This window comes from Tolypothrix sp. PCC 7601 (assembly GCF_025677855.1).
In the GTDB taxonomy this organism is placed as follows: Bacteria; Cyanobacteriota; Cyanobacteriia; order Cyanobacteriales; family Nostocaceae; genus Aulosira; species Aulosira diplosiphon.
The window spans coordinates 7,519,971-7,540,083 of the sequence record NZ_CP064879.1 but is presented as its reverse complement, the minus strand read 5'-3'; the positions used below and the strand labels follow the sequence as shown (position 1 = coordinate 7,540,083).

The 20,113-nt window shown below is 41.9% G+C and carries 12 protein-coding genes and 3 pseudogenes; 10 read left to right on the top strand and 5 right to left on the bottom strand.

Annotation, left to right across the window (positions count from 1 at the left end):
- Positions 1–64: 64 nt before the first annotated feature.
- Positions 65–1,188 (bottom strand): annotated as a pseudogene (locus tag HG267_RS30595) (RNA-guided endonuclease InsQ/TnpB family protein).
- Positions 1,189–1,226: 38 nt separating this feature from the next.
- Between HG267_RS30595 and HG267_RS30590 the strand changes: the two are divergent.
- The 5 genes from HG267_RS30590 to HG267_RS30570 all read left to right on the top strand — a co-directional run bounded on the left by HG267_RS30590 (position 1,227) and on the right by HG267_RS30570 (position 6,905).
- Positions 1,227–1,373, top strand: a complete 147-nt coding sequence (locus tag HG267_RS30590; RefSeq protein ID WP_045868487.1) for a ribbon-helix-helix protein, CopG family — start codon at positions 1,227–1,229, stop codon at positions 1,371–1,373.
- Between the two features lie 566 nt (positions 1,374–1,939).
- Positions 1,940–2,197: a hypothetical protein gene (locus tag HG267_RS30585; protein WP_045873149.1), complete on the top strand. Its 258-nt coding sequence runs from the start codon at positions 1,940–1,942 to the stop codon at positions 2,195–2,197.
- A gap of 212 nt (positions 2,198–2,409) precedes the next feature.
- Positions 2,410–2,874: a CYTH domain-containing protein gene (locus tag HG267_RS30580; protein ID WP_045873150.1), complete on the top strand. Its 465-nt coding sequence runs from the start codon at positions 2,410–2,412 to the stop codon at positions 2,872–2,874.
- A 66-nt stretch (positions 2,875–2,940) separates the two neighbouring features.
- On the top strand, positions 2,941–4,485 hold the full coding sequence (locus HG267_RS30575; protein ID WP_045873151.1) for a phytoene desaturase family protein: 1,545 nt from the start codon (positions 2,941–2,943) through the stop codon (positions 4,483–4,485).
- Positions 4,486–4,673: 188 nt separating this feature from the next.
- The gene (locus HG267_RS30570) at positions 4,674–6,905 is read left to right on the top strand and encodes an ATP-dependent RecD-like DNA helicase (RefSeq protein ID WP_045873152.1); all 2,232 of its coding nucleotides are present in this window, start codon (positions 4,674–4,676) and stop codon (positions 6,903–6,905) included.
- Positions 6,906–7,384: 479 nt separating this feature from the next.
- Here the strand turns inward: HG267_RS30570 and HG267_RS30565 are convergent, their stop codons facing one another.
- The gene (locus tag HG267_RS30565) at positions 7,385–9,910 is read right to left on the bottom strand and encodes a tetratricopeptide repeat protein (protein ID WP_045873153.1); all 2,526 of its coding nucleotides are present in this window, start codon (positions 9,908–9,910) and stop codon (positions 7,385–7,387) included.
- 203 nt (positions 9,911–10,113) lie between these two features.
- Between HG267_RS30565 and HG267_RS30560 the strand changes: the two genes are divergently transcribed.
- The 3 genes from HG267_RS30560 to HG267_RS30550 all read left to right on the top strand — a co-directional run bounded on the left by HG267_RS30560 (position 10,114) and on the right by HG267_RS30550 (position 15,577).
- Entirely contained in the window at positions 10,114–11,049 is a 936-nt protein-coding gene (locus HG267_RS30560; protein ID WP_045873154.1) for a ferritin-like domain-containing protein, read from the top strand.
- 198 nt (positions 11,050–11,247) lie between these two features.
- Positions 11,248–11,994 (top strand): isoprenyl transferase, encoded by a 747-nt coding sequence (locus HG267_RS30555; RefSeq protein WP_045873155.1) that lies wholly within the window; start codon positions 11,248–11,250, stop codon positions 11,992–11,994.
- Between the two features lie 253 nt (positions 11,995–12,247).
- Positions 12,248–15,577, top strand: a complete 3,330-nt coding sequence (locus tag HG267_RS30550; protein WP_052335346.1) for a filamentous hemagglutinin N-terminal domain-containing protein — start codon at positions 12,248–12,250, stop codon at positions 15,575–15,577.
- A gap of 919 nt (positions 15,578–16,496) precedes the next feature.
- Here HG267_RS30550 and HG267_RS30545 read toward each other — a convergent pair.
- Positions 16,497–16,988 (bottom strand): DUF1772 domain-containing protein, encoded by a 492-nt coding sequence (locus tag HG267_RS30545; RefSeq protein ID WP_096621775.1) that lies wholly within the window; start codon positions 16,986–16,988, stop codon positions 16,497–16,499.
- A 585-nt stretch (positions 16,989–17,573) separates the two neighbouring features.
- On the opposite strand from HG267_RS30545, the pseudogene HG267_RS30540 reads away from it, so the two are divergent.
- A pseudogene (locus tag HG267_RS30540) lies at positions 17,574–18,116 on the top strand (carbonic anhydrase); the annotation flags it as partial.
- Positions 18,117–18,405: 289 nt separating this feature from the next.
- Positions 18,406–18,699, top strand: coding sequence for a hypothetical protein (locus HG267_RS30535; protein WP_045873158.1), 294 nt, complete (start codon positions 18,406–18,408; stop codon positions 18,697–18,699).
- Positions 18,700–18,840: 141 nt separating this feature from the next.
- Here the strand turns inward: HG267_RS30535 and HG267_RS30530 are convergent.
- Together HG267_RS30530 and HG267_RS30525 are read right to left on the bottom strand one after the other, a co-directional pair.
- Positions 18,841–19,722: pseudogene (locus HG267_RS30530) on the bottom strand (sugar phosphate nucleotidyltransferase).
- Positions 19,723–19,791: 69 nt separating this feature from the next.
- The gene (locus HG267_RS30525; protein WP_155539528.1) at positions 19,792–19,929 is read right to left on the bottom strand and encodes a hypothetical protein; all 138 of its coding nucleotides are present in this window, start codon (positions 19,927–19,929) and stop codon (positions 19,792–19,794) included.
- Between the last annotated feature and the right edge of the window lie 184 nt (positions 19,930–20,113).

Here is a 20,113-nt window from a genome sequence, read left to right as displayed (position 1 = left end):
AGTTTACCTCTGTAATTAGCTTTTTTGACATACTCCCCAGCCTGAAGGCATGGGGATTCTAGCTTCAGACAGCGATTGCTGGCGTAGCCAGTCTGACATCACCTAAGCCAACAGTCGATGCCCCGACTGCACAAATATTGCGACTAGCGTTTTCGTCTCTTCCATTAACTGACTGACAGGAAGGACAACGCCACTCTCTAACTGACAAATCAAGACTTTCTAGAATATGTTTACAATTAGAGCATGTCTTGCTACTTGGATACCACTGGTCGATAAAGACAACCAGTTTATTCTTCTTCTTGGCAACCCATTCTAGGATTTGCAGAAACTCACCAAACGCTAAGTCTGATATTTGCCTGCCCCAAAGACGTTGCATTCCTTTGAGATTTAAAGTCTCAAAACAGAGAATATCGAACCTATCTGTTAGCTCATGAGCTAATTTCCAGAACCAATCACGCCGACGGTTGGAAATATCTTCATGCTTGCGTACTAAATTCTTTCTGGCTCGTTCTCTGTTAGATGAGCCTTTTAGCTTTTTGGAATGCCGCGAACTTGCTTTTTTTAATGGCGCTTAGGGATTGCTTGAAAAATTGGGGCGATTCAATTTTAGTGCCGTCTGAGCAAGTGAGGAATGTCTTTAACCCAAAATCAAAGCCAGCGATTTTACCCGTCTTAACTTCAACTTCTGAGCTACCCTCATCAACAACCAAAACCATAAATAACTCACCTAACGGGGTGCGTTTAATAGTTAGGGTTTTGACTGTTCCCTCAATTTCTCTGGACTTCCAAAACTGGTAAACTCGACTACCAATTTTTACCCTATTTCCACCCAAAAACTTATAACCTGCCTGCTTAAGGGTGAACGATTTGTATTTCTTGACCTTCTTAAATCCTGGTGGTCTTACTCCTTTGTTATTGTGTTTGAAAAACAATTGGTAAGCTTTCTCAATGCGTTGACAAATATCTTGTGCTGCTTGAGAACCTACTGATTGCCAAAAAAGAATTACGCTTTCTTAATTTGGCGATATGAGCCTGAAGTTTTGCACAGTTTAAATGCTTGCCAAACATCCGGTAATACCTTTTATGTAGAGCAATGCAATGGTTATAAATCACTCCAGCAGCGTTGATTGTGCGCTTGAGGTGTCTATTCCTTTTGTGTTCGTACAATTTAAACTTCAGTGTTTTCATGCTAGTATTATACCATAAAACGACGGCAATATGACGGCATGAAGAAATTAACAGTTCGATGCTCTAATGAAGAGTATGAAACGCTTTTGAAATACTGCGAAGAAACAGATCGCACTCAAAATGACGTACTTAGAGAGATGATCCGGAAGTTGAAGAAAAGCCGTGCTAGAAGCACGGGGCTTTAGACCCAATTTTTTGGTAACAGTGCAATTGCTTGTACCAATACATTCTGACTAATCACTATTAAATGCAGATGAGTGATAACCGAACATTATTGTACGTGCTTTGCGATCGCCAGTTCAAATTTGCCCAAATATCAGTTTCATAGCTTGTGTTAGGCGTAAGCCGTAACACACAAAAAGCATTGCTACAGGTGACGTTCGCTACTAACGTATGCGACAGATGAAACAAGCGATCGCTTCAATAATTCAGTTTAGCTGATAGGGGGATAATGCCATTGTAGTTTTTTGGCAATGGCTCTAGGCATGATAAGTATAAGTCTCAGAAGTAATTAGAAAAACTAATGATGGTGAGTTTATTGCAGTCTGCGGCTGATAGCGTAATAAAACTTATAGGAAAATCATCAGGAAACCTTCTTGCTCAATGTGGATTTAAACAGAGCAAGTTTCTCCATCTTTCATGGTGCGCTCCACTCAACCTCAATAATGATTTACAGTAGTTAAGGATAGTGATTGTGAATTCAGATTTTTAGATAATTATTGATTTTTTTTCTGAGAGACAAGGGGTTATTATGACAGAATCAAACCGCATTATCAAAGAAAACTTTATCTATCCTCGCAGTCGTTACTATGGACAAATAACACCAGAAAGCTTATTATTCAATGCAAATCTCCAAGAGTTTTCCCAAAAAATCACTTATATTTCCTGCCTGGAAACTAGCGGTAAACTTTCACCAGATGAAGCTTATCGGCAAATCAAAAAAATTTGGAAGCAGTTAAAAAAATCTAAAAAAGAATTAGGAATTAATCCCAATATCAACGGTCTGTAAGGCATGATATAACAGAGCTAATACAGCTAAATTTTAAATACTATCATGTCTAGGCAGTAGGGTGCGTTAGCCTTGTTGTAACGCACCACCAAAGCTTTTGTTGCGTTATTTACTGATATTTTTCAGAAATCAAATTCAATAGATATTTGGGTTGCTACCATTTACGAAATATTGGTAAATTTAAATATCTATGACATCTATTTTAAATCACAATGGCAGCAGAAATCGAGAGAAAATTTCTAGTCCAAGGAGATAGTTGGAGAAACCTAGTTGAGGGTAGTTTATATATTCAAGGATATATTTCTACAAAAAAAGAAGCGACTGTCCGCGTTCGGATAGCAGGTAACCAGGCATATTTAACAATTAAAGGCAAGACTGTTCAATATAGTAGGTCAGAGTTTGAATATCCAATTCCACTAGAAGATGCTCGCGAAATGCTAAATACTTTGTGCGAAAAGCCTCTAATAGAAAAAACTCGCTACAAAATAGCATACGGTAATTTAATATGGGAAATAGATGAGTTTGATGGTGTTAATAAAGGATTGATATTAGCAGAAGTTGAACTCAGCCACGAACAACAGCAAATTGAACTACCAATTTGGGTCGGTGAAGAAGTTTCCCATGATCCTAAGTATTTTAATAGTAATTTAGCTAAATATCCTTTCTCCGAATGGTAGCCACCGATGTTGATTGTGCAAGACTTGGCAGAATAAGTATGGACTATGCACTCATGACTAGCGGCTATGAACCAAACAGATGTAGTTGTAATTGGTAGTGGGATAGGAGGTTTGAGTTGTGCGGCTGTTCTGGCTCGCTATGGCTTTGATGTGATTGTGTGTGAGAGTCATACAATTGCTGGTGGGGCGGCGCACAGTTTTGAACGTCAAGGATTTAAGTTTGATTCGGGGCCTTCTCTTTATTCTGGGTTGTCTTACAGTCCGTCTGTGAACCCTTTACGACAAGTATTAGATGTAATTGGGGTTGATTTGCCTTGTGTGACCTATGATACTTGGGGCTGTCGCCTACCAGAGGGTGATTTTGATACATCTGTAGGTGCAGAAGAGTTTTGTGAAGTACTGTCTAGGCTGCGGGGAGAAGATGCGGTGTCTGAATGGCGACACTTGCAAGAGGTGATGACACCACTAGCCCAAGCTGCGATCGCTCTCCCTTCAGCTGCATTACGCTGGGATATAGGTGCGGCTTTAACTGTGGGCAAATTCGCGCCATATTTGGCTCAACACGCTGGCAATATGATGAAATTAACGGGGCCCTTCTCCCGCATTATGGATGATGTTGTCCGCGATCGCTTCATTAGCAATTGGCTGAACTTACTATGTTTTCTGCTCTCTGGACTACCCGCATCGGGGACTAACGCCGCCGAAGTAGCATTTATGTTTGCCGACTGGTACAAACCCGGAGTCACTTTAGATTACCCTGTCGGTGGTAGTGGTGCTTTGGTCAATGCACTGGTGCAAGGACTAGAAAAACATGGCGGGAAAATCATGTTAGGCGCTCATGTTGAGCAAGTTTTGGTAGAAGGAAATAGAGCAGTTGGTGTAAGGTTGCGTGATGGTGAAGAAATTCGGGCGCGGCGGGCGGTTGTGTCTAATGCTGCGGTGTGGGATACATTGAAACTACTACCACAAGGGGCTTTACCAGAAAAATTTCGCAGCCAACGCCAAGCCACACCGGAATGTGACAGCTTTATGCATCTGCATTTAGGTATTGATGCTCAAGGTTTACCAGCAGATTTAGCTTGTCATTATATTGTGGTGAATGATTGGCAATTGGGTATTACTGCACCGCAAAATGTCGTGCTGGTATCTATCCCCTCAATTCTCGATCCATCCCTTGCACCCCCAGGTAAGCAGGTAATTCATGTATATACGCCTGGTAATGAACCCTACGCACTTTGGCAAGGAATGGATAGGAGAAGTCAGGAATATGAACAACAAAAGCGATCGCGCGCTGAGGTAATGTGGCAAGCTTTAGAACGCATCATTCCCGATATCCGCACCCGTTGCGAAATCACCTTGGTTGGTACACCTCTTACCCACGAACGTTTTTTACGTCGTCATCGTGGTTCTTACGGCCCTGCAATTTCTGCTGCTTCTGGTTTATTTCCTGGTCATGGTACACCCTTAGCGGGGTTAATATGCTGCGGTGATTCCACATTCCCTGGCATCGGTTTACCCGCCGTTGCCGCTAGTGGGATGATTGTTGCTAATACCCTGGCTCCTGTGAGTAAGCATTTAGCTCTGTTGAAGGAGATAGGGGCTTTTCGCTAATAAAAATATACAGTCGCGTTGGTGAGCAGAGGGAGCAGAGGAAGCAGGGGAGCAGAGGGGGAGAAAAGAAATACCCAATTTCCCATGCCCAATGCCCAATGCCCCATGCCCGCTAACATTTAGTACTAATGTACTATAATAATTTTATTTCTATGCTTATAATGATGTGCGGCATTTTTAATTGAGCAATGTCCACTTCCCCAACCCATCAACAGCAAACAATCAACGCCTCACCTAACTACGAAACCATTACCGGAGTAGTAGAACGCCTGACTTTTTACTCAGAGGAATCAGGCTATACGGTAGCGAGGCTGGTACGTCCTCATGCTAAGGACTTGACCACAATTACTGGTAGCTTTGCCAATATTCAACCAGGACAAACACTGCAACTCACAGGTTTTTGGCGCGAGCATCCCCAGTATGGCCCCCAGTTTCAAGTCGTCAATTATCAGGAAACTAAACCAGCTACACTCACAGGAATTGAAAAGTATCTAGGTAGTGGACTGATTAAGGGTGTGGGGCCAGTCACAGCCAAACGCATTGTTGCTCACTTTGGACAGGAAACCTTGGAGATTATCGAGCATCAAATTGAGCGATTGATTGAAGTTCCAGGGATAGCCAAAAAGCGCATCAAGTTAATCAAAAACGCTTGGGAAACGCAAAAAGCCATTAAAGAAGTCATGGTATTTTTGCAAGGGCATGGTGTTTCTACGACATACGCGGTAAAAATTTACAAGCAGTACGGAGAGCAGGCGATCGCCAAAGTTACAGAAAATCCTTACCAGTTGGCAGCCGATATTTATGGGATTGGATTTTTGACTGCCGATAAAATTGCTCGTAATATCGGAATCGCGCCAGATAGTGAGTTTAGATATTGTGCAGGTATTATTCATGCTTTGAGTGCAGCCGCAGAAGATGGGCATTGTTATTTACCTGACAGCGAATTGACCGAGAGTGTCATTAAATTGCTCACCACTGACGAGCATCAGCCACAAGAATCTGCCATTGCTCAAACTATTAAAGACATGGCACTCAAAGATGACTTAATTAGAGAGAAAACACCAGAGAAAACGGTACTTTGTTATAAGCCAACTTACTACCACACTGAGGAAAATTTAGCACAACTCATATCTCAGCGTTTGAGTCAACCAGTAGTACAAGATATTCCCAGAGTGCGGGCTTGGCTAGAGCGATTTACCAGCAGCCAGAAAATTCAGCTTTCAGAACAACAGCAACAAGCCGTAGAAATGGCGGCTTATTCTCCTGTAATGATTTTGACAGGCGGCCCTGGTGTAGGTAAAACCTTTACTACCCACACCATAGTCAGTTTATGGAAGGCAATGGGCAAATCTATTGCTTTAGCTGCACCAACTGGGAGAGCCGCTCAAAGACTGGGCGAAATGACTGGGTTAGAAGCGAAGACGATACATCGCTTACTGGAATTTGAACCAAAAACCATGAGTTTTAAGTGCGACAATCACAATCCTTTGCCCCACCAGGCGATTATTGCTGATGAAGCATCAATGCTGGATTTATTTTTGGCGTATTCTTTAATAAATGCTGTAGCAGCTGGCGCTCAACTATTATTAGTAGGAGATATCGATCAGTTACCCTCGGTGGGGCCAGGACAAGTACTGGCTGATTTGATCAATTCTCGGCAAGTGCCAGTAGTGCGCTTAACACAGGTATTTAGGCAAGCTCAACAAAGCGCCATTGTCAGCGCCGCACATCAAATTAATCGCGGACAATCTCCCACAATTGAGCCAATTTCCGATCAGCCGGTATCTGATTGTCTGTGGCATGGGGGAGGATTTGAACCAGAACATGGAGTACAAACGATTTGCGAGTTAATTACAGACTTAATTCCTCGCTTAGGATTTAATGCCGCTACCGATGTGCAAGTACTTTCGCCAATGACACGCGGGGTTGTAGGCACTCGCAACCTCAATACTGTATTGCAACAGCTAATTAACCCTCCCAGCCCCGACAAGGTTGAGATTACTAGGGGTGGGATGACTTTACGTGTAGGCGATCGCATTATTCAGCAGATGAACGACTACAACCGCGAAGTTTTCAATGGGGATTTGGGAATTATCGCAGGTATTGATACAGAGGAGCAGGAAGTGACAGTGCAGTATGGCGAGCGCTTAGTAGTTTACGATTATGCTGACCTAAATGAAATATCCCTAGCATTCGCCACCACAATTCATAAATCTCAAGGCAGTGAGTATCCAGTAGTAATTTTGCCACTATATATGCAGCACTATATGATGCTGTCGCAAAACCTGTTTTACACTGGGCTAACTCGTGCTAAAAAGTTGGCAATTGTGATTGGCTCGAAAAAAGCCATATCCCTGGCTGTGCGCTCCAGTGACGATAAACAACGCTACACAAGATTACAACAGCGATTGCAGAACTAATAGGGCGGTGCATTTCAAGATTACTAGTCAGGGCTGTCATTTGACATTTGTCCTTTGTCATTTGTGATTGGTAAGAGTTTCGAGCCTATTGACGTTTCATAAGGGACTTCCAAGTAAAAAAACATTCCATTGCTATTGTTCACTGTTGAGCGTTGACTGCTGACTGTTAACTGTGAACCGTCAACAGTCAACGAATTGAACGGAATAATTTATTTTTTGGAGTTCCCTAACATAGTTTGGTGCAATTACCGACTTATACCAATTTGAAAAAAGAACGCGACAGATGAGTAGGGGCACGGCACCAGTAAGATATTTGATATGCCAAAAGATTGCGGATGCCGTGCCCTTACAAAGAATTTATCTGTCGCAAACATTATTTGAATTGGTATTACTTAATACCAATTCAAATAATGTTTGATGTGATACCAATTTGAAAAAAGAATGCGACAGATTGTAGGGACAAGGCAGTGCCTTGCCCTCTAGAATATTATTGATGTGTAGCTACTTTCAATACTAGCAATTAGAGAAATTTTTGCAACTTGTTTTGGAGCTTTGATTTCCGTAAATAGCTGAATTGCTTGATGAAAATATATTTGACTTTCATCAATCTTGCTCAAATTTTTGTAAGTCAAACCCAACTGAAAATAAGCTGCTGCTAAGTCACATTTAGCGCCGATTTTATCCAAAAGTTCAATTGCTTCTGTATGATTGTCAAGAGCTAATTGATAATCTGCTTGTTGGCGATAAATTTCTGCTAAACCATTTAGAGTTTTGGCTTTGACTTGCATATAATGACTGGCTTCAGCAAAAGTCAATACTTGATGAAACATTTGGTGAGCTTTAGAGAAATCGCCTAAATTTATATATGTTTGCCCTAAAATTTGCATAAAATAAGCAAAGCTACCATTCTTGAGCAGTTTTTCATTTTTAAGATTTTCATAGGCGATATTTGCTAACTCATGGGCAGCATCAAATAACCCTAAAGATGAATTAACTAAAGCTAAACACACAGAAGCTTTTTCTGCCCAGCGATGATGAGCAGTATTTTGAGCCAGGTAAATTACTTGTTGAAATAACTCAAAAGCTGCTTCCAATTCCCACAAATCTATTTTGTAAAGACCAATGCTTAAGAGGGAATCTACTTCTAACATTCTCAAATAGTAAACTTGATTGGCAGCGACAGGAAACTTCATTTTGGGCATAGGGCATGGGGCATTGGTAAATTCTTCTCTATCCCCTATACCCTGTTCCCTATGCATAAAAACTCCATCACCTTGTGGTTGGATTTTTTCATGTTTATTTTCTGAGTTTGGTACAAGTAATTTGAGTGCTTGCTTGGCTAAATTTATAGTTTTTTCTTGGCAAGTTAGTGCCTGATTAATATCACCTGTTATCCAATACAAATCACCCAAAATATTGTATAATTCAATAATATTTTGCTCATTTTCAATATGAGTTAATATATAATTAATTGCTGTAAGGATGGGCTGAATTAAACCCATGCGGTACAGCGTACTTCCAAGTGGTAAAAACTGCTGCCATTGATTATTACGGCTCTTGAGAATTACCTTACCAGCTAACTCAAATTCATTAATTTCTATGTAGTGATAATAGGATTCTAGAGCCTGTAAAGCATCTTGAAAAGTGGCAATTTTGGTAACACTAGCTGTCCAAAATTCTGCAGCTTTGTGGTTAGTAATTTTCCACTCATCACTCATGCGTAAACGCGCGATCGCCTCGGCTTGAATGACTGGATGTAGCCAATATTCACCTTGAGCGCACTCTACTAAAGAACGATTTCGCAGGGAAGTGATGATTTGCAGATGTTCAGCAGGTGGCACATACCATAATAAACAAAAGATTCCTTGAACTGGAATAGTTGGTATATCTTGATAACGATAACAACCTAAACGGCAAAGCAGACGATAGGCTTGGGAATCGAGAGATTGCAGACGATTAATTTGACTAACGGCTAAATTTTTTAAATCTGTGGCGGCTAAAGGATCGCCATGATTTTGTTGCCAATAAAGCGCCATATCACCGCCAAAATCGGCTTGCATCGCACCGCAGAGAATACCCATTGCTTTGGCATTACCGCCGTAGGTACGATGCATTTGTTGCAAGCTAGGAAGGTCAATAGTTAATCCCCCATTGCGAAAAAACTTCAGCCAAGCGCTTTGATCTAAACCTGGAAGCCGATAATGATGTACATTCAACTCTGGTTCACACAAGCGATCGCGACTGGTAATTACTGTGAGAGATTGTACCCTAACATCAGCCAGAATCCGCAGCAGTTCTAAATAGTTGCGGTGGGGAGGAATTAACTTTCCTTGTTGATCTAAAGCTGGTTCCAGATTATCAATTAACACCCCAATCCGCCGATGATGGAGTAGGCGCTTGAGTCGTCCCAAAGTTACACCAAATTCTACCCCCGGTTCTTCACCAAAGTCTTGTTTGAGCCATTCCTCTACCACTCGTTGCGCTGAAGTGATGTTGTGGGTTTCTTTCGCCATCAACAATTCCAAAACCAACTCGAAACCCTGATTTTGCAGGTATTGCTGTGCGAGAGTAGTTTTACCTAAACCGCCTTCACCTTGGATGACAATGACTTTCGACCCCTGATTTACCAAAGCATTTAGGTGTGCGATCGCATCTTCTCTACCAAAAAAATTGCTATCCTCTGGTTGAATAGCAGAAACTTGGGGTGGTTTTGAGTAATCAATCAGACCGGATATCGCCGCAGTTTTTCTCAGCACCCGTTCTAAAGTAGCGCGACAATTACTTTTAGTAATCTTTTCTCTGAGTACCCGAGACAGCAACTTCCATAACTGCGAACCCACATCCTTAACGTGTCCTTCTGTACAACCGTAAGCATGGGCAATATCTAAATATTTTCTACCCAACCAAACTTGCACAAGAATAACTTTTTGCAAATCGCTCAACCGTTCCCCGGTCTGAGCAGGAATTATGGTATCTAACCATGCTAATGCTGCTTCAGCGTCCATTCTGTAGCGATGAGGGTAGTTAAATATGAGAACTATAGATTAATCTACAATCCCTCTGAGCTAATTTTCGGATAAGATTCTGTGAATCCTACTTTTTTACCAACTTTTGCAACCACATCAGATAAAAGTGCCAACTTCAGCCGACTGACAACAGAAAGTGCGATCGCTTAGGCTATTGGGCATAGAGTTAAATTATAAACATTATGCTGAATACCGCCAGCCCACAAATAGAAACATCGGCGGCGCAAAGCTTTTCTAGTCTGAATTACTGGCAAATACAGCACAGAATTAATTCTTTAATAGATAACTATCTTGCAGATGAAAAACTCCATGAACGCTTGCAAGATTTACCTTTACAATTTACCAATCCCCAACCGCGCCCTTGGAAACCTATTGATTGGCAAGCTATTAACCGCAATCAAATTATCGGCATCAACCCAGAAGTATTTTTATCCATCTTAATTGGTGCAATGGACACAGAAGCCCCAATTCGCGGTTACACCCAAACCAGCCGCAAGTATTTAGAGAAATTACATCCGCAAATGGCACGGTTTGTCGGTGGAACAGTCAGTAAAAACGGCGAACTCCAAGAAATTGGCTTGTGGGAAAAAGAAGAACGCCAACACACACCCGCATTAATGAAGATTTACACCCAATTAACAGGCGAAAAAATCACCCCTAAACAGCGCATCGTTAGAGGCTATCTCCCCACAAATGACCCCCAAGAAGACCTATATCGCCACGGCTTACATCGCGTAGCTACAGAATATGGTGCAACCTGTCTTTACCTGTGGCTGATGGCGCACACCACAGGCGCACTCCAAGATGTTCTCGAAGAACTCACCAAAGATGAAATCAACCACATGACTAAATTCTGGGGCTTTGGAGTCTGGGCTTTCCCTGATACCGGACTCATACGAGTAGGAAAAACCCTGATCAAAACCCGTTCCCAAACCTATCAACGTAACAACCTCATCCGTACCCTACGCCGGATGATGGCGACACTCAATTGGAATGCTTGGACTTTCACCAACAAAGCCACCCTACTATACACCTCCAGCCACACCATGCACCGCCTCTGGACATGGCACAACAGCCTCACCCCAGAATATCTCAATCATCTACTAGAAACCCGATAACCTCCTCACCCTCCAATACTTGTCGGTTAAGGGTAAAAGGGGAAGGGGAAAAAGGGCAAGAAAAAACCTTTAACCCTTACCCTTTAACCTTTTCCCCAAACCCAATTCCGAGTTGAAAATCCTTAACCGAGCAGTATTGCCTCACCCTCTCCTCTGCGTGAGCCTTCCACAGATCCACACATCAATACCAAAAATCTCATGAATTCCCTACCCCCAGACCTCAACCCCGAAAAAATTCCCCAACACGTAGCCGTCATTATGGATGGTAACGGTAGATGGGCTACTAGCCGAGGATTACCACGCATCGCCGGACATCGCCAAGGCGCAAGCACCCTCAAACAACTATTACGCTGCTGCAAAGATTGGGGAATTAAAGCCCTCACCGCCTATGCATTCTCTACTGAAAATTGGCAACGTCCCATTGAAGAAGTAGACTTTCTCATGCACTTATTTGAACGATTGCTACGCCGCGAGTTAGCCCAGATGCATCAAGAAGGCGTGAGAATTTCCTTTATTGGCGATTTATCAGCTTTACCTCCATCTCTGCAAACAGAAATGGAACGTTCCATGACAGAAACATTGCATAATCAAGCAATTCACTTTACTGTTGCAGTCAACTACGGTAGTCGCACCGAAATCACAAAAGCCTGTCGTCAAATAGCGCAACTAGCGCAAAAAGGTCAACTCAGTGTAGACGCAATCAATGAAAGCCTTGTAGAAAAATATCTCTACACAGCAGATACTCCAGCACCAGATTTACTGATTCGTACTAGTGGCGAGATGCGCTTGAGTAATTTTCTATTATGGCAAATGGCTTATACAGAGATGTACTTTACTGATATTCTCTGGCCAGATTTTGATACAGAAGCATTTCATCAGGCTTTGTTGAGTTACCAAAAACGCGATCGCCGTTTTGGTCAAGTCAAAGCTTTACTCTCAGCCTAACACAGCCTTTACTAGCTATCTCTGCTCCTCTGCAACTTCTAAGAAAAATAAAATAGTCAGTAATTTCACGTAAATTTTCAGTTATACTAATTTAAACGGTTAAATCCGTCAAAAATCGGCTCAGTTCCATGACTTGCCAAATGCGATCGCGGGTGTTTAGTGCCAAGTGTCCTGAAAATTTACTTAAAGTTCACATAAAAAGAGCACTTAAGTAAGTTTCAATAAACTTAATCTGTTAATTATATTTTTCCAAATGAGACAGATTGCTCAAAAGATTTTACTTACTAGCAGTACAGTTGTTTGCTGTATATTAACAAATAATATCGCTCAGGCACAAATTTCCTCAGATGGAACGCTGCCGACACCAAGCAATGTCAATCAAATTAATAATGTTTTTGAAATTACCGGAGGCACACAAGCTGGTAATAACCTATTTCACAGCTTAAGAGAATTTTCTATTTTTAATGGTAGTGAAGCTTTTTTTAAGCAAAGTCCTAATACAAGTAATATCGTCAATATTATTACTCGAGTTACAGGTGGATCAATTTCTAATATTGATGGATTAATCAGAGAAAACTATGGCGCAAATTTGATTTTAATTAATCCGAGTGGGATTAATTTTGGTGCTAATGCTCAACTAAACATAGGTGGCTCTTTTTTAGGAACTACGGCTAGTAGCCTCATATTTGCCGATGGTACAGAATTTAGTGCTACCAATACTCAAAATTCTCCTTTACTGACAATCAGCGTTCCCGTTGGCTTGCAATTTGGGCAGAATCCCGCAGCAATTCGCGTACAAGGTACAGGTCATAATTTCACGGTGAGCAATCCCATCTTCTCACCTGTAACCAGAAGCAATAGTTTAACAGGTTTGCGGGTACAACCAGGGCAGACTCTAGCTTTGATTGGTGGCAATCTCAGCTTAGATGGGGGTACTCTCACTGCAGAAAGTGGACGAATAGAATTAGGTAGCGTGGCTGGAGGTCTGGTTAACCTGAATCCAATTGTTGGCGGTTGGACTTTCAATTATCAGAGAGTACCTAGTTTCAGCGATATTGAGCTATCTCAAAAAGCCTTAGCAGATGCTAGTGGTAGTAATGGTTTTATCCAAGTGCAAGGGCGCAACCTTGTAGTACGCGATGGTTCACTAGTTTTGATTCAAAATCAAGGGTTTCAACCAAATGGCAACATCCAAGTGAATACTTCCGAGTCTGTCAAAGTCAGTGGTGTCAGTACAGACGGAAATATTCGCAGCAGTCTCACAAACGAAACAGTGGGACTTGGTGGTGGGGGAGATGTTGCTGTTTCCACTAGAAATTTAGTTGTGGAAGGTGGAGCCAGCATCGTTGCGAAAACCTTCACTCCAGCCACAGGCGGTAACATCAATATCAATGCCTTGGATTCGTTACAAGTGAATGGCGCAAGTATTGTTAATCCTAGCGTTACTAGTTCTATTGTTGCTGCAACTTTTGGCCCAGGAAACTCTGGCAATAACACCGTATCAACTAGAAGTGTCAGCGCCACAGGAGGAGGAACGATCGCTTCTGCTTCTTTTGGTAGCGGTAAAGGCGGAAATTTGAATGTTAATGCCGCTGATGTTGTAGAAATTATGGGTGTGGAACCCAACTTTTTTGCACCCAGCGCTTTATTGGTGACTGCATTTAATGCCGGAGATAGCGGTAACTTGACACTTAATACATCCAAATTAACAGTTCAAGATGGGGGGAGAGTTGGTACTTTAACCTCTGCCAGTGGTGCAGCTGGTGATGTTACCATTAACGCCCCTGAGTTCGTGGAAGTAAAAGGTACAGTATTAGGATCAGTCAATCCCAGTCTGATTGGCTCCGCTGCCAATTTAGTCGATCCCAGCTTGCAACAGCTGTTGGGCTTACCTCCCATACCCAGTGGAGCTTCTGGAAATGTGACAATTAATACAGGTCAGTTGCGGATTACAGATGGTGCTACAGTCACAGCCAGAAATGATGGCTCAGGAAATTCCGGATTTGTGAAGGTGAACGCTGGCTCTATTTTGTTAGATAGCGGAGGTAGTATTACATCCGAATTGGGAGGAAGCATCAGACAAGGGCAGTTTTTCTTCTTTTCACCTGTAACTTTGCTTGGTGGTAAAGGAGGAGACATTGCCATTTCCACCCAAAATTTAGTTGTCCGGGGAGGAGCCAGCATTTCCACTGCTACCTTTACAGATAGGGCAGGTGGCAATGTCGATGTCAATGCCTCCGATTCTGTACAAGTGAGTGGATTTGTACCATTTAATCCCAGTGCCATCAGTTTTATCAGTGCTTCCACCTTCGGTTTAGGTAAATCGGGAAATGTCAACCTGTCCACAGGAAAGCTGACCATTGCTGATGGGGGAACTGTGGGTGCTGCAACCTTTGGTACTGGTTCTGGCGGAGATATTAGCATCAATGCAACTAATTATGTAGAAGTCATCGGCGTAGAACCCAGCTTTTTGAAGCCTAGTATTGTGGGAGTTTCAACTTTCAATGGTGGCAATGCTGGTAACTTGACTATCAATACACCCAAGCTATTTGTGCGGGATGGTGGCAGGGTTGATGCTTCTACTGTTGCTACTGGTTCAGCCGGAAGCATTACAATTAACGCTCCGCAATCTGTAGAAGTAACTGGCACAATTGTGGGAACTTCTATTCCCTCTCAAATCAGTTCTGGAGCCAATATAGAAAGTGAAATCACTAGGCAGTTGTTTAGACTACCGCCTGCACCAAGTGGTGCTTCTGGTGGTGTGACGATTAATACTAGTCGATTAGTGGTCAAGGATGGAGCGCAAGTAACCGCCCGCAACGAAGGCTCAGGTAATGCCGGAGACCTGAAGATTAATGCTGGTTCTACTTTTATCGATACTAGAGGTGGCATTTCAGCTGCAACCATATCCGGCGAAGGTGGCAACATTTTCTTGCGGACAAATTCTCTAGTGATGCGTGGTGGCAGTCAAATATCTACAGAAACAGGCGGGACTGGCAATGGAGGTAACATTACAATTACTGGCAACAGCCCTGCTGATTTTGTGACTTTGCTAGAAGGTAGTAAAATCATTGCCAATGCCTTTCAGGGGAATGGCGGCAATATTAGTATTAATGCTCAAGCTCTGTTTGTGTGCCCAGAATGCCAGATTAGTGCCAGTTCTCAGTTCGGCATTGATGGACAAGTAAAGATATTGACATTTGATACTAGTAAAAATCCAGAAGTTTTGGACTTATCGCCAGAAATTGCTAAACCCGAAGAAGTAGTAGCGCAAGCCTGTCCAGCACAAAAGACCCAGAGTCGGAGTCAGTTTATTATCTCAGGACGCGGAGGATTACCACCCCGCCCCAGCGAACCCCTCAGCAGTAACACGTTGGCAAGTTTTGAGTCTACTTCTACTCAAGCAGAATCTTCAACAAATGCGATCGCCACAGCCAAAACCCATGTCTCCCCACTACCACCCCCAGCCCAAGGTTGGTATGTTAACCCCAATGGTACAGTCATCCTCACAGCAGATCCTTCTACAACTACCCCCTACGCTTCTGGCTTAAGTTCAGCATCATGTCATACTGCTGTTAATTAATGATCATAAGGATGCAGTCATTGGTAATCTTGAAGTAGCAATTTGACCAGATTTTGGATTTGATATTTTGGATTTCTCAAGCGTTGCATGAAAATTAGAATGCTACTTTTAATCAAATACAGTTCAGTTAAGAAAATTAATTGATAACAAAACCAAAAAACTAGTACAAGTCGGCGTAAATAGCGCAAAGTTGGCGGTGTCGGTTTCCGTCCCGCCAAACTTTGTAAGAGAAACAGACCATCTGTAATTGCTAAAAGGCTTGTGGTATAAGTATTCTTTCTTTTGACTTTTGACTCCTGCGGAGTTCGCCAGTTGCTTTATGCCGACGGCACTTCCTTCAAGTCGGCAAAGCCGCCCAACGGAGTGCCTTGGGAACCCGTCCACCGCACTGGCTCACTTTTGACTTTTGCCTTGTTGTACTAGTTACTCAACAAAAAAACAGAACAATAATTTTGGAGGGGGTTTGGGGGACGCAACCGTCACCCAATCGGGGGTTTGGGGGATTCTCCCCCAATTCTTCTAGCTTCTTTAATAAGTGACAAATCAATCGCTAATGAGCTTAACTGCACTGTATTGACTTTTAATCAACACTCAGCACTCATCTTTCAACTAATACCAATTTGAAAAAAGAATGCGACAGATTGTAGGGGCATGGCATTGCCCATTGGTGTCAACTTAACGTGAAACCCGCTTTGTAGCTAGGTTTTCGCCCTCACCCCCAACCCCTCTCCCGCCGGGAGAGGGGAGCAAGAGATTTAATTCCCCTTCTCCCCAAGGAGAAGGGGTTAGGGGATGAGGGCGCGAGGTATTTGTACAACGCCCGCCCTATATCGCTTTTAGCTTAAGTTGACACGTATGGGCAATGCCTTGCCCTCTAGAATATATTGATGTGTCGCAAACATTATTTGATTTGGTATAACTATTGCTTACAGAGAGCGATCGCCAATAAAGCAGCTGCGCTAAATGCCGCTATTGTTCGCACATGGTTCCAGAATGTCCAGTTAGCAAGATATCTAGCCCAGAGATTTGCGCCCTCAGTGCTATCTGGTTTGGCGATCGCCAGAGCATCATTGAGGGGTACATTAAAAGCAATTGTTACCAGAATTGTACCTACGAGATAGAATAGGCTCCCAAGCAGCAAGTAGACTGCACCAGGTTGATGTAACTTTGATAGTGATGCGATCGCCAGAAACAAGCAAGCCAATGCTGTTCCAAATAGCGCCACCATAAACCACGGATTGATGGCTGTAATATTGATGGATTGCATAGCAACAATGCCTTCTCTAGGCTGAAGCCGAGCCAAAGCACTCATCACAAAAGTGGAAAAGGCAAAGAAGACTCCCGCAACCAAAGAGCAGCCCAAGACTGTGAAAAGTTTTAATGTCAATAGCCAGTAATTAACATTTGTCATACAACCCTCTGCAAATGTATTATTTTTAGCTTCAGGAAAGAATTGATTCCCTACTATCTGATTCTTGTGCAACTATCAAAATCTTGTGATTATTTTTTCCTACTGATACCAATAAAAATAATATTGGCGATAGATAAATTGTTGTAGATGTACAATATTGTAGCGAGAGATACTGATTGCTTAGATCCTCACTTGTCAATACTGCTCGGTTAAGGATTTTAAACTCTTAATTTGGTTTGGGGAAAAGGTGAAAGGGTAAGGATTAAAGGTTTTTTCTTGCCCCTTTTCCCCTTAACCGACAAGTATTGCCTCACTTGTGAGGATGAGTACTAACAAGACTTAATGCAGTTAGAGAAAATACTAACTTTATTCCTAATTGCAGATTGCTGTTAAATTAAATGTATAACTAAAGATAGTAGTTGAGTAACATTACTTCAGCAATACAATAATAGGTTTCACAGGCAATGTATTCAGAGATATGACTAAATGAATTTAGCCAATAATTTTGATTGATATTATCTCACATTTTTGGGTAAATAATTATCCGAAAAATTTCAATTATGACCATATTGATTTAGGTGCCAGATGAAAAAACTGATTAGAGGATTGCGCGAATTTCAAAGTAGTTATTTCCCCGCCAATGAAGAACTATTTGAACAACTTTCTCAAGGTCAAAAGCCCAGAGTTCTCTTTATTACTTGTTCCGATTCGCGTATCGACCCCAACCTAATTACACAAGCTGGGTTAGGCGAATTATTTGTCATCCGCAATGCAGGCAACATTATTCCACCCTATGGTGCGACTAATGGTGGTGAAGGGGCAACAATTGAATATGCTATTCAAGCATTAGATATTCAACAAATTATTGTCTGTGGACACTCACATTGTGGTGCCATGAAAGGGTTAATGAAATTAGACAGCTTGCGGGTAGAAATGCCGCTTGTACATGACTGGCTCAAGTATACAGAGGCAACCAGACGGCTGGTAAAAGATAACTATAGCCACTATAAAGGCGAAGAATTATTAGAAATAATTATTGCGGAGAATGTACTGACTCAAATCGAAAATCTCCGGACTTATCCAGTGATTCGCTCTAAACTACACCAAAAACAACTTAGTATTTACTCATCGTTCGCGTAATCGATTCTGAAAATAAAGAATTCATCAAAATGGTTAAAAGGCTTACAAAAAAAGGATTAATCGCATCAAACTTTTATCCATATACCCTTTAGAGGCGTGGTTAGTTCACAGTGCGATGACGGTGCGATCGCACCGATACATTCAGATTCCTACTGAAATCTTTGAGGGAAATCGGGTAAGTGTAAGCTTTCTATTCTGATTACCAAAACCAAAGCTATATATAGTAGGAATTTCATGGTTTTTTGGGAATTAATTATTTCCGATTTGGATTACGCGAATGGTGAGTATTTACGCTTGGATATATCAAATTGAGACAGGAGATGTTTTAGTATACAATCCACAACAGCACGCCTATGTATTACTTCCAAATCATCTGCCCCCATCAGAAATAGATGAAACTTTAATTAGCCCCCCGTTAATTAGCAATGGGGACATAGATTTCCCAAAAAATGAACAACGAGCAGTTCGATTACCCAAGCAACTTCCTAGTTCTGAATATGAATGGTTTCCCATGACAGAACTTTCTCCAGAACAATGGGAGCGCATTTATCGAGGCTCAAAAACAAATTAATATCAATTCAAAATTTGTCTTCTCCCAAAGGGAGAGGCTACGCCAAGGAAAGTTTGCCAGGGCGCGGTCAATTCCCATACCCTGCAGCAACGGGTTCAGCGAAGTGGTTAGGCAATTTATTCAGCGTGAGTTGCTGTCATATTAGCGAAAATCAATTAATGTCTGGCGATAGGTATCTGGTAAACCAGTATCAAAACATTTACCTTTGATCACATAACCTGTCATTCCTTCTGCCTGACATAATTGATCCAAACAAGTTGTTAACTGAAATTCGCCACGATAGCGCAAATTTTCCTGAATACTTTGTGCCAAGTAATCAAAAATGTTTGGTGTCAATATATATAAGCCAAATACACATAAAAATTCATCTTCTGCCATACCTTCTACTCGTAGATGTTGGCGTGCATAATCAATACTGGGTTTTTCTGCTAGTTGAGTGATTTGCAACAGCGAATTGAACTCTTACCACACTCCTGTGACGCATCCTGCTTTATTAATGATTGCAGAGGGCATTGTAGTTAAGCTGACTACACTTTGATTCACTTGGGCATAAAGTTCAACCATTTGACGCGCACAAGATTTATCAATGTCAGATTTATAAACATGATCGCCTAACATTAATAAAAATGGCTCATTTTTTACCCAATCTTTTGCACAGAATACTGCATGACCATATCCTTCTTGTTGTGTTTGGGTTAATAGCACAACTTTCTTACCCAATTCTTGCAGATATTGGCTATATTCTTGATTGGCTGGTGAAAGTTTTTGCCAAAGTTCCTCTGGAGGTGGATTTTTAAATAAATCTGTAAAAACTCCTAAATCATCAGGTTGGACAACAATTCCTACTTCTGTAATACCCGCACTAATTGCTTCTTCTACAATTGCTAAAATTACAGGTTTAGCTCTACCATCTTGGTCAATAATAGGGAAAAGTTCTTTTTTGACAACTTGAGTTGCAGGAAATAATCTAGTACCAAAACCAGCAGCAGGAATTACCGCTTTTCTGACTTGATTGATTGGCATTCAGAACAATACCCCACTTATTTCAGATAATTCTCCCCTACTCTCTGGACATTTTCCAGAAAATATAAATTATCCCACTTTCAGGGGAACATATTCTTTCTCCTCTGCTGACATAGCGTTCGCGTAGCGTCCCGCAGGGATGGAATATTTTTTCAGTTGCAAGTTTCTTCCTTTAGCACTATGCTGTCCGTTCGCTGCTGCCTTCATGATAAATCTTGAACTGGACACAAGATGAGGGAGAAGAATGCAATTAAGGGATTTCCAAGAAATAAATTATTCCATCTTGTGGGGCGGGCATCTTGCCCGCCACATAAGCTGGGCGGACAAGATGTCCACCCCACAATAAATACTGGGATATTTTTTTATTTGGAAGTCCCTAAGGAAAAGTAAG

Coding starts and splice junctions, on each gene's coding strand:
- HG267_RS30590 (WP_045868487.1), top strand. CDS start 1,227: ATGAAGAAATTAACAGTTCGATGCTCTAATGAAGAGTATGAAACGCTT.
- HG267_RS30585 (WP_045873149.1), top strand. CDS start 1,940: ATGACAGAATCAAACCGCATTATCAAAGAAAACTTTATCTATCCTCGC.
- HG267_RS30580 (WP_045873150.1), top strand. CDS start 2,410: ATGGCAGCAGAAATCGAGAGAAAATTTCTAGTCCAAGGAGATAGTTGG.
- HG267_RS30575 (WP_045873151.1), top strand. CDS start 2,941: ATGAACCAAACAGATGTAGTTGTAATTGGTAGTGGGATAGGAGGTTTG.
- HG267_RS30570 (WP_045873152.1), top strand. CDS start 4,674: ATGTCCACTTCCCCAACCCATCAACAGCAAACAATCAACGCCTCACCT.
- HG267_RS30565 (WP_045873153.1), bottom strand. CDS start 9,910: ATGGACGCTGAAGCAGCATTAGCATGGTTAGATACCATAATTCCTGCT.
- HG267_RS30560 (WP_045873154.1), top strand. CDS start 10,114: ATGCTGAATACCGCCAGCCCACAAATAGAAACATCGGCGGCGCAAAGC.
- HG267_RS30555 (WP_045873155.1), top strand. CDS start 11,248: ATGAATTCCCTACCCCCAGACCTCAACCCCGAAAAAATTCCCCAACAC.
- HG267_RS30550 (WP_052335346.1), top strand. CDS start 12,248: ATGAGACAGATTGCTCAAAAGATTTTACTTACTAGCAGTACAGTTGTT.
- HG267_RS30545 (WP_096621775.1), bottom strand. CDS start 16,988: ATGACAAATGTTAATTACTGGCTATTGACATTAAAACTTTTCACAGTC.
- HG267_RS30535 (WP_045873158.1), top strand. CDS start 18,406: ATGGTGAGTATTTACGCTTGGATATATCAAATTGAGACAGGAGATGTT.
- HG267_RS30525 (WP_155539528.1), bottom strand. CDS start 19,929: ATGAAGGCAGCAGCGAACGGACAGCATAGTGCTAAAGGAAGAAACTTG.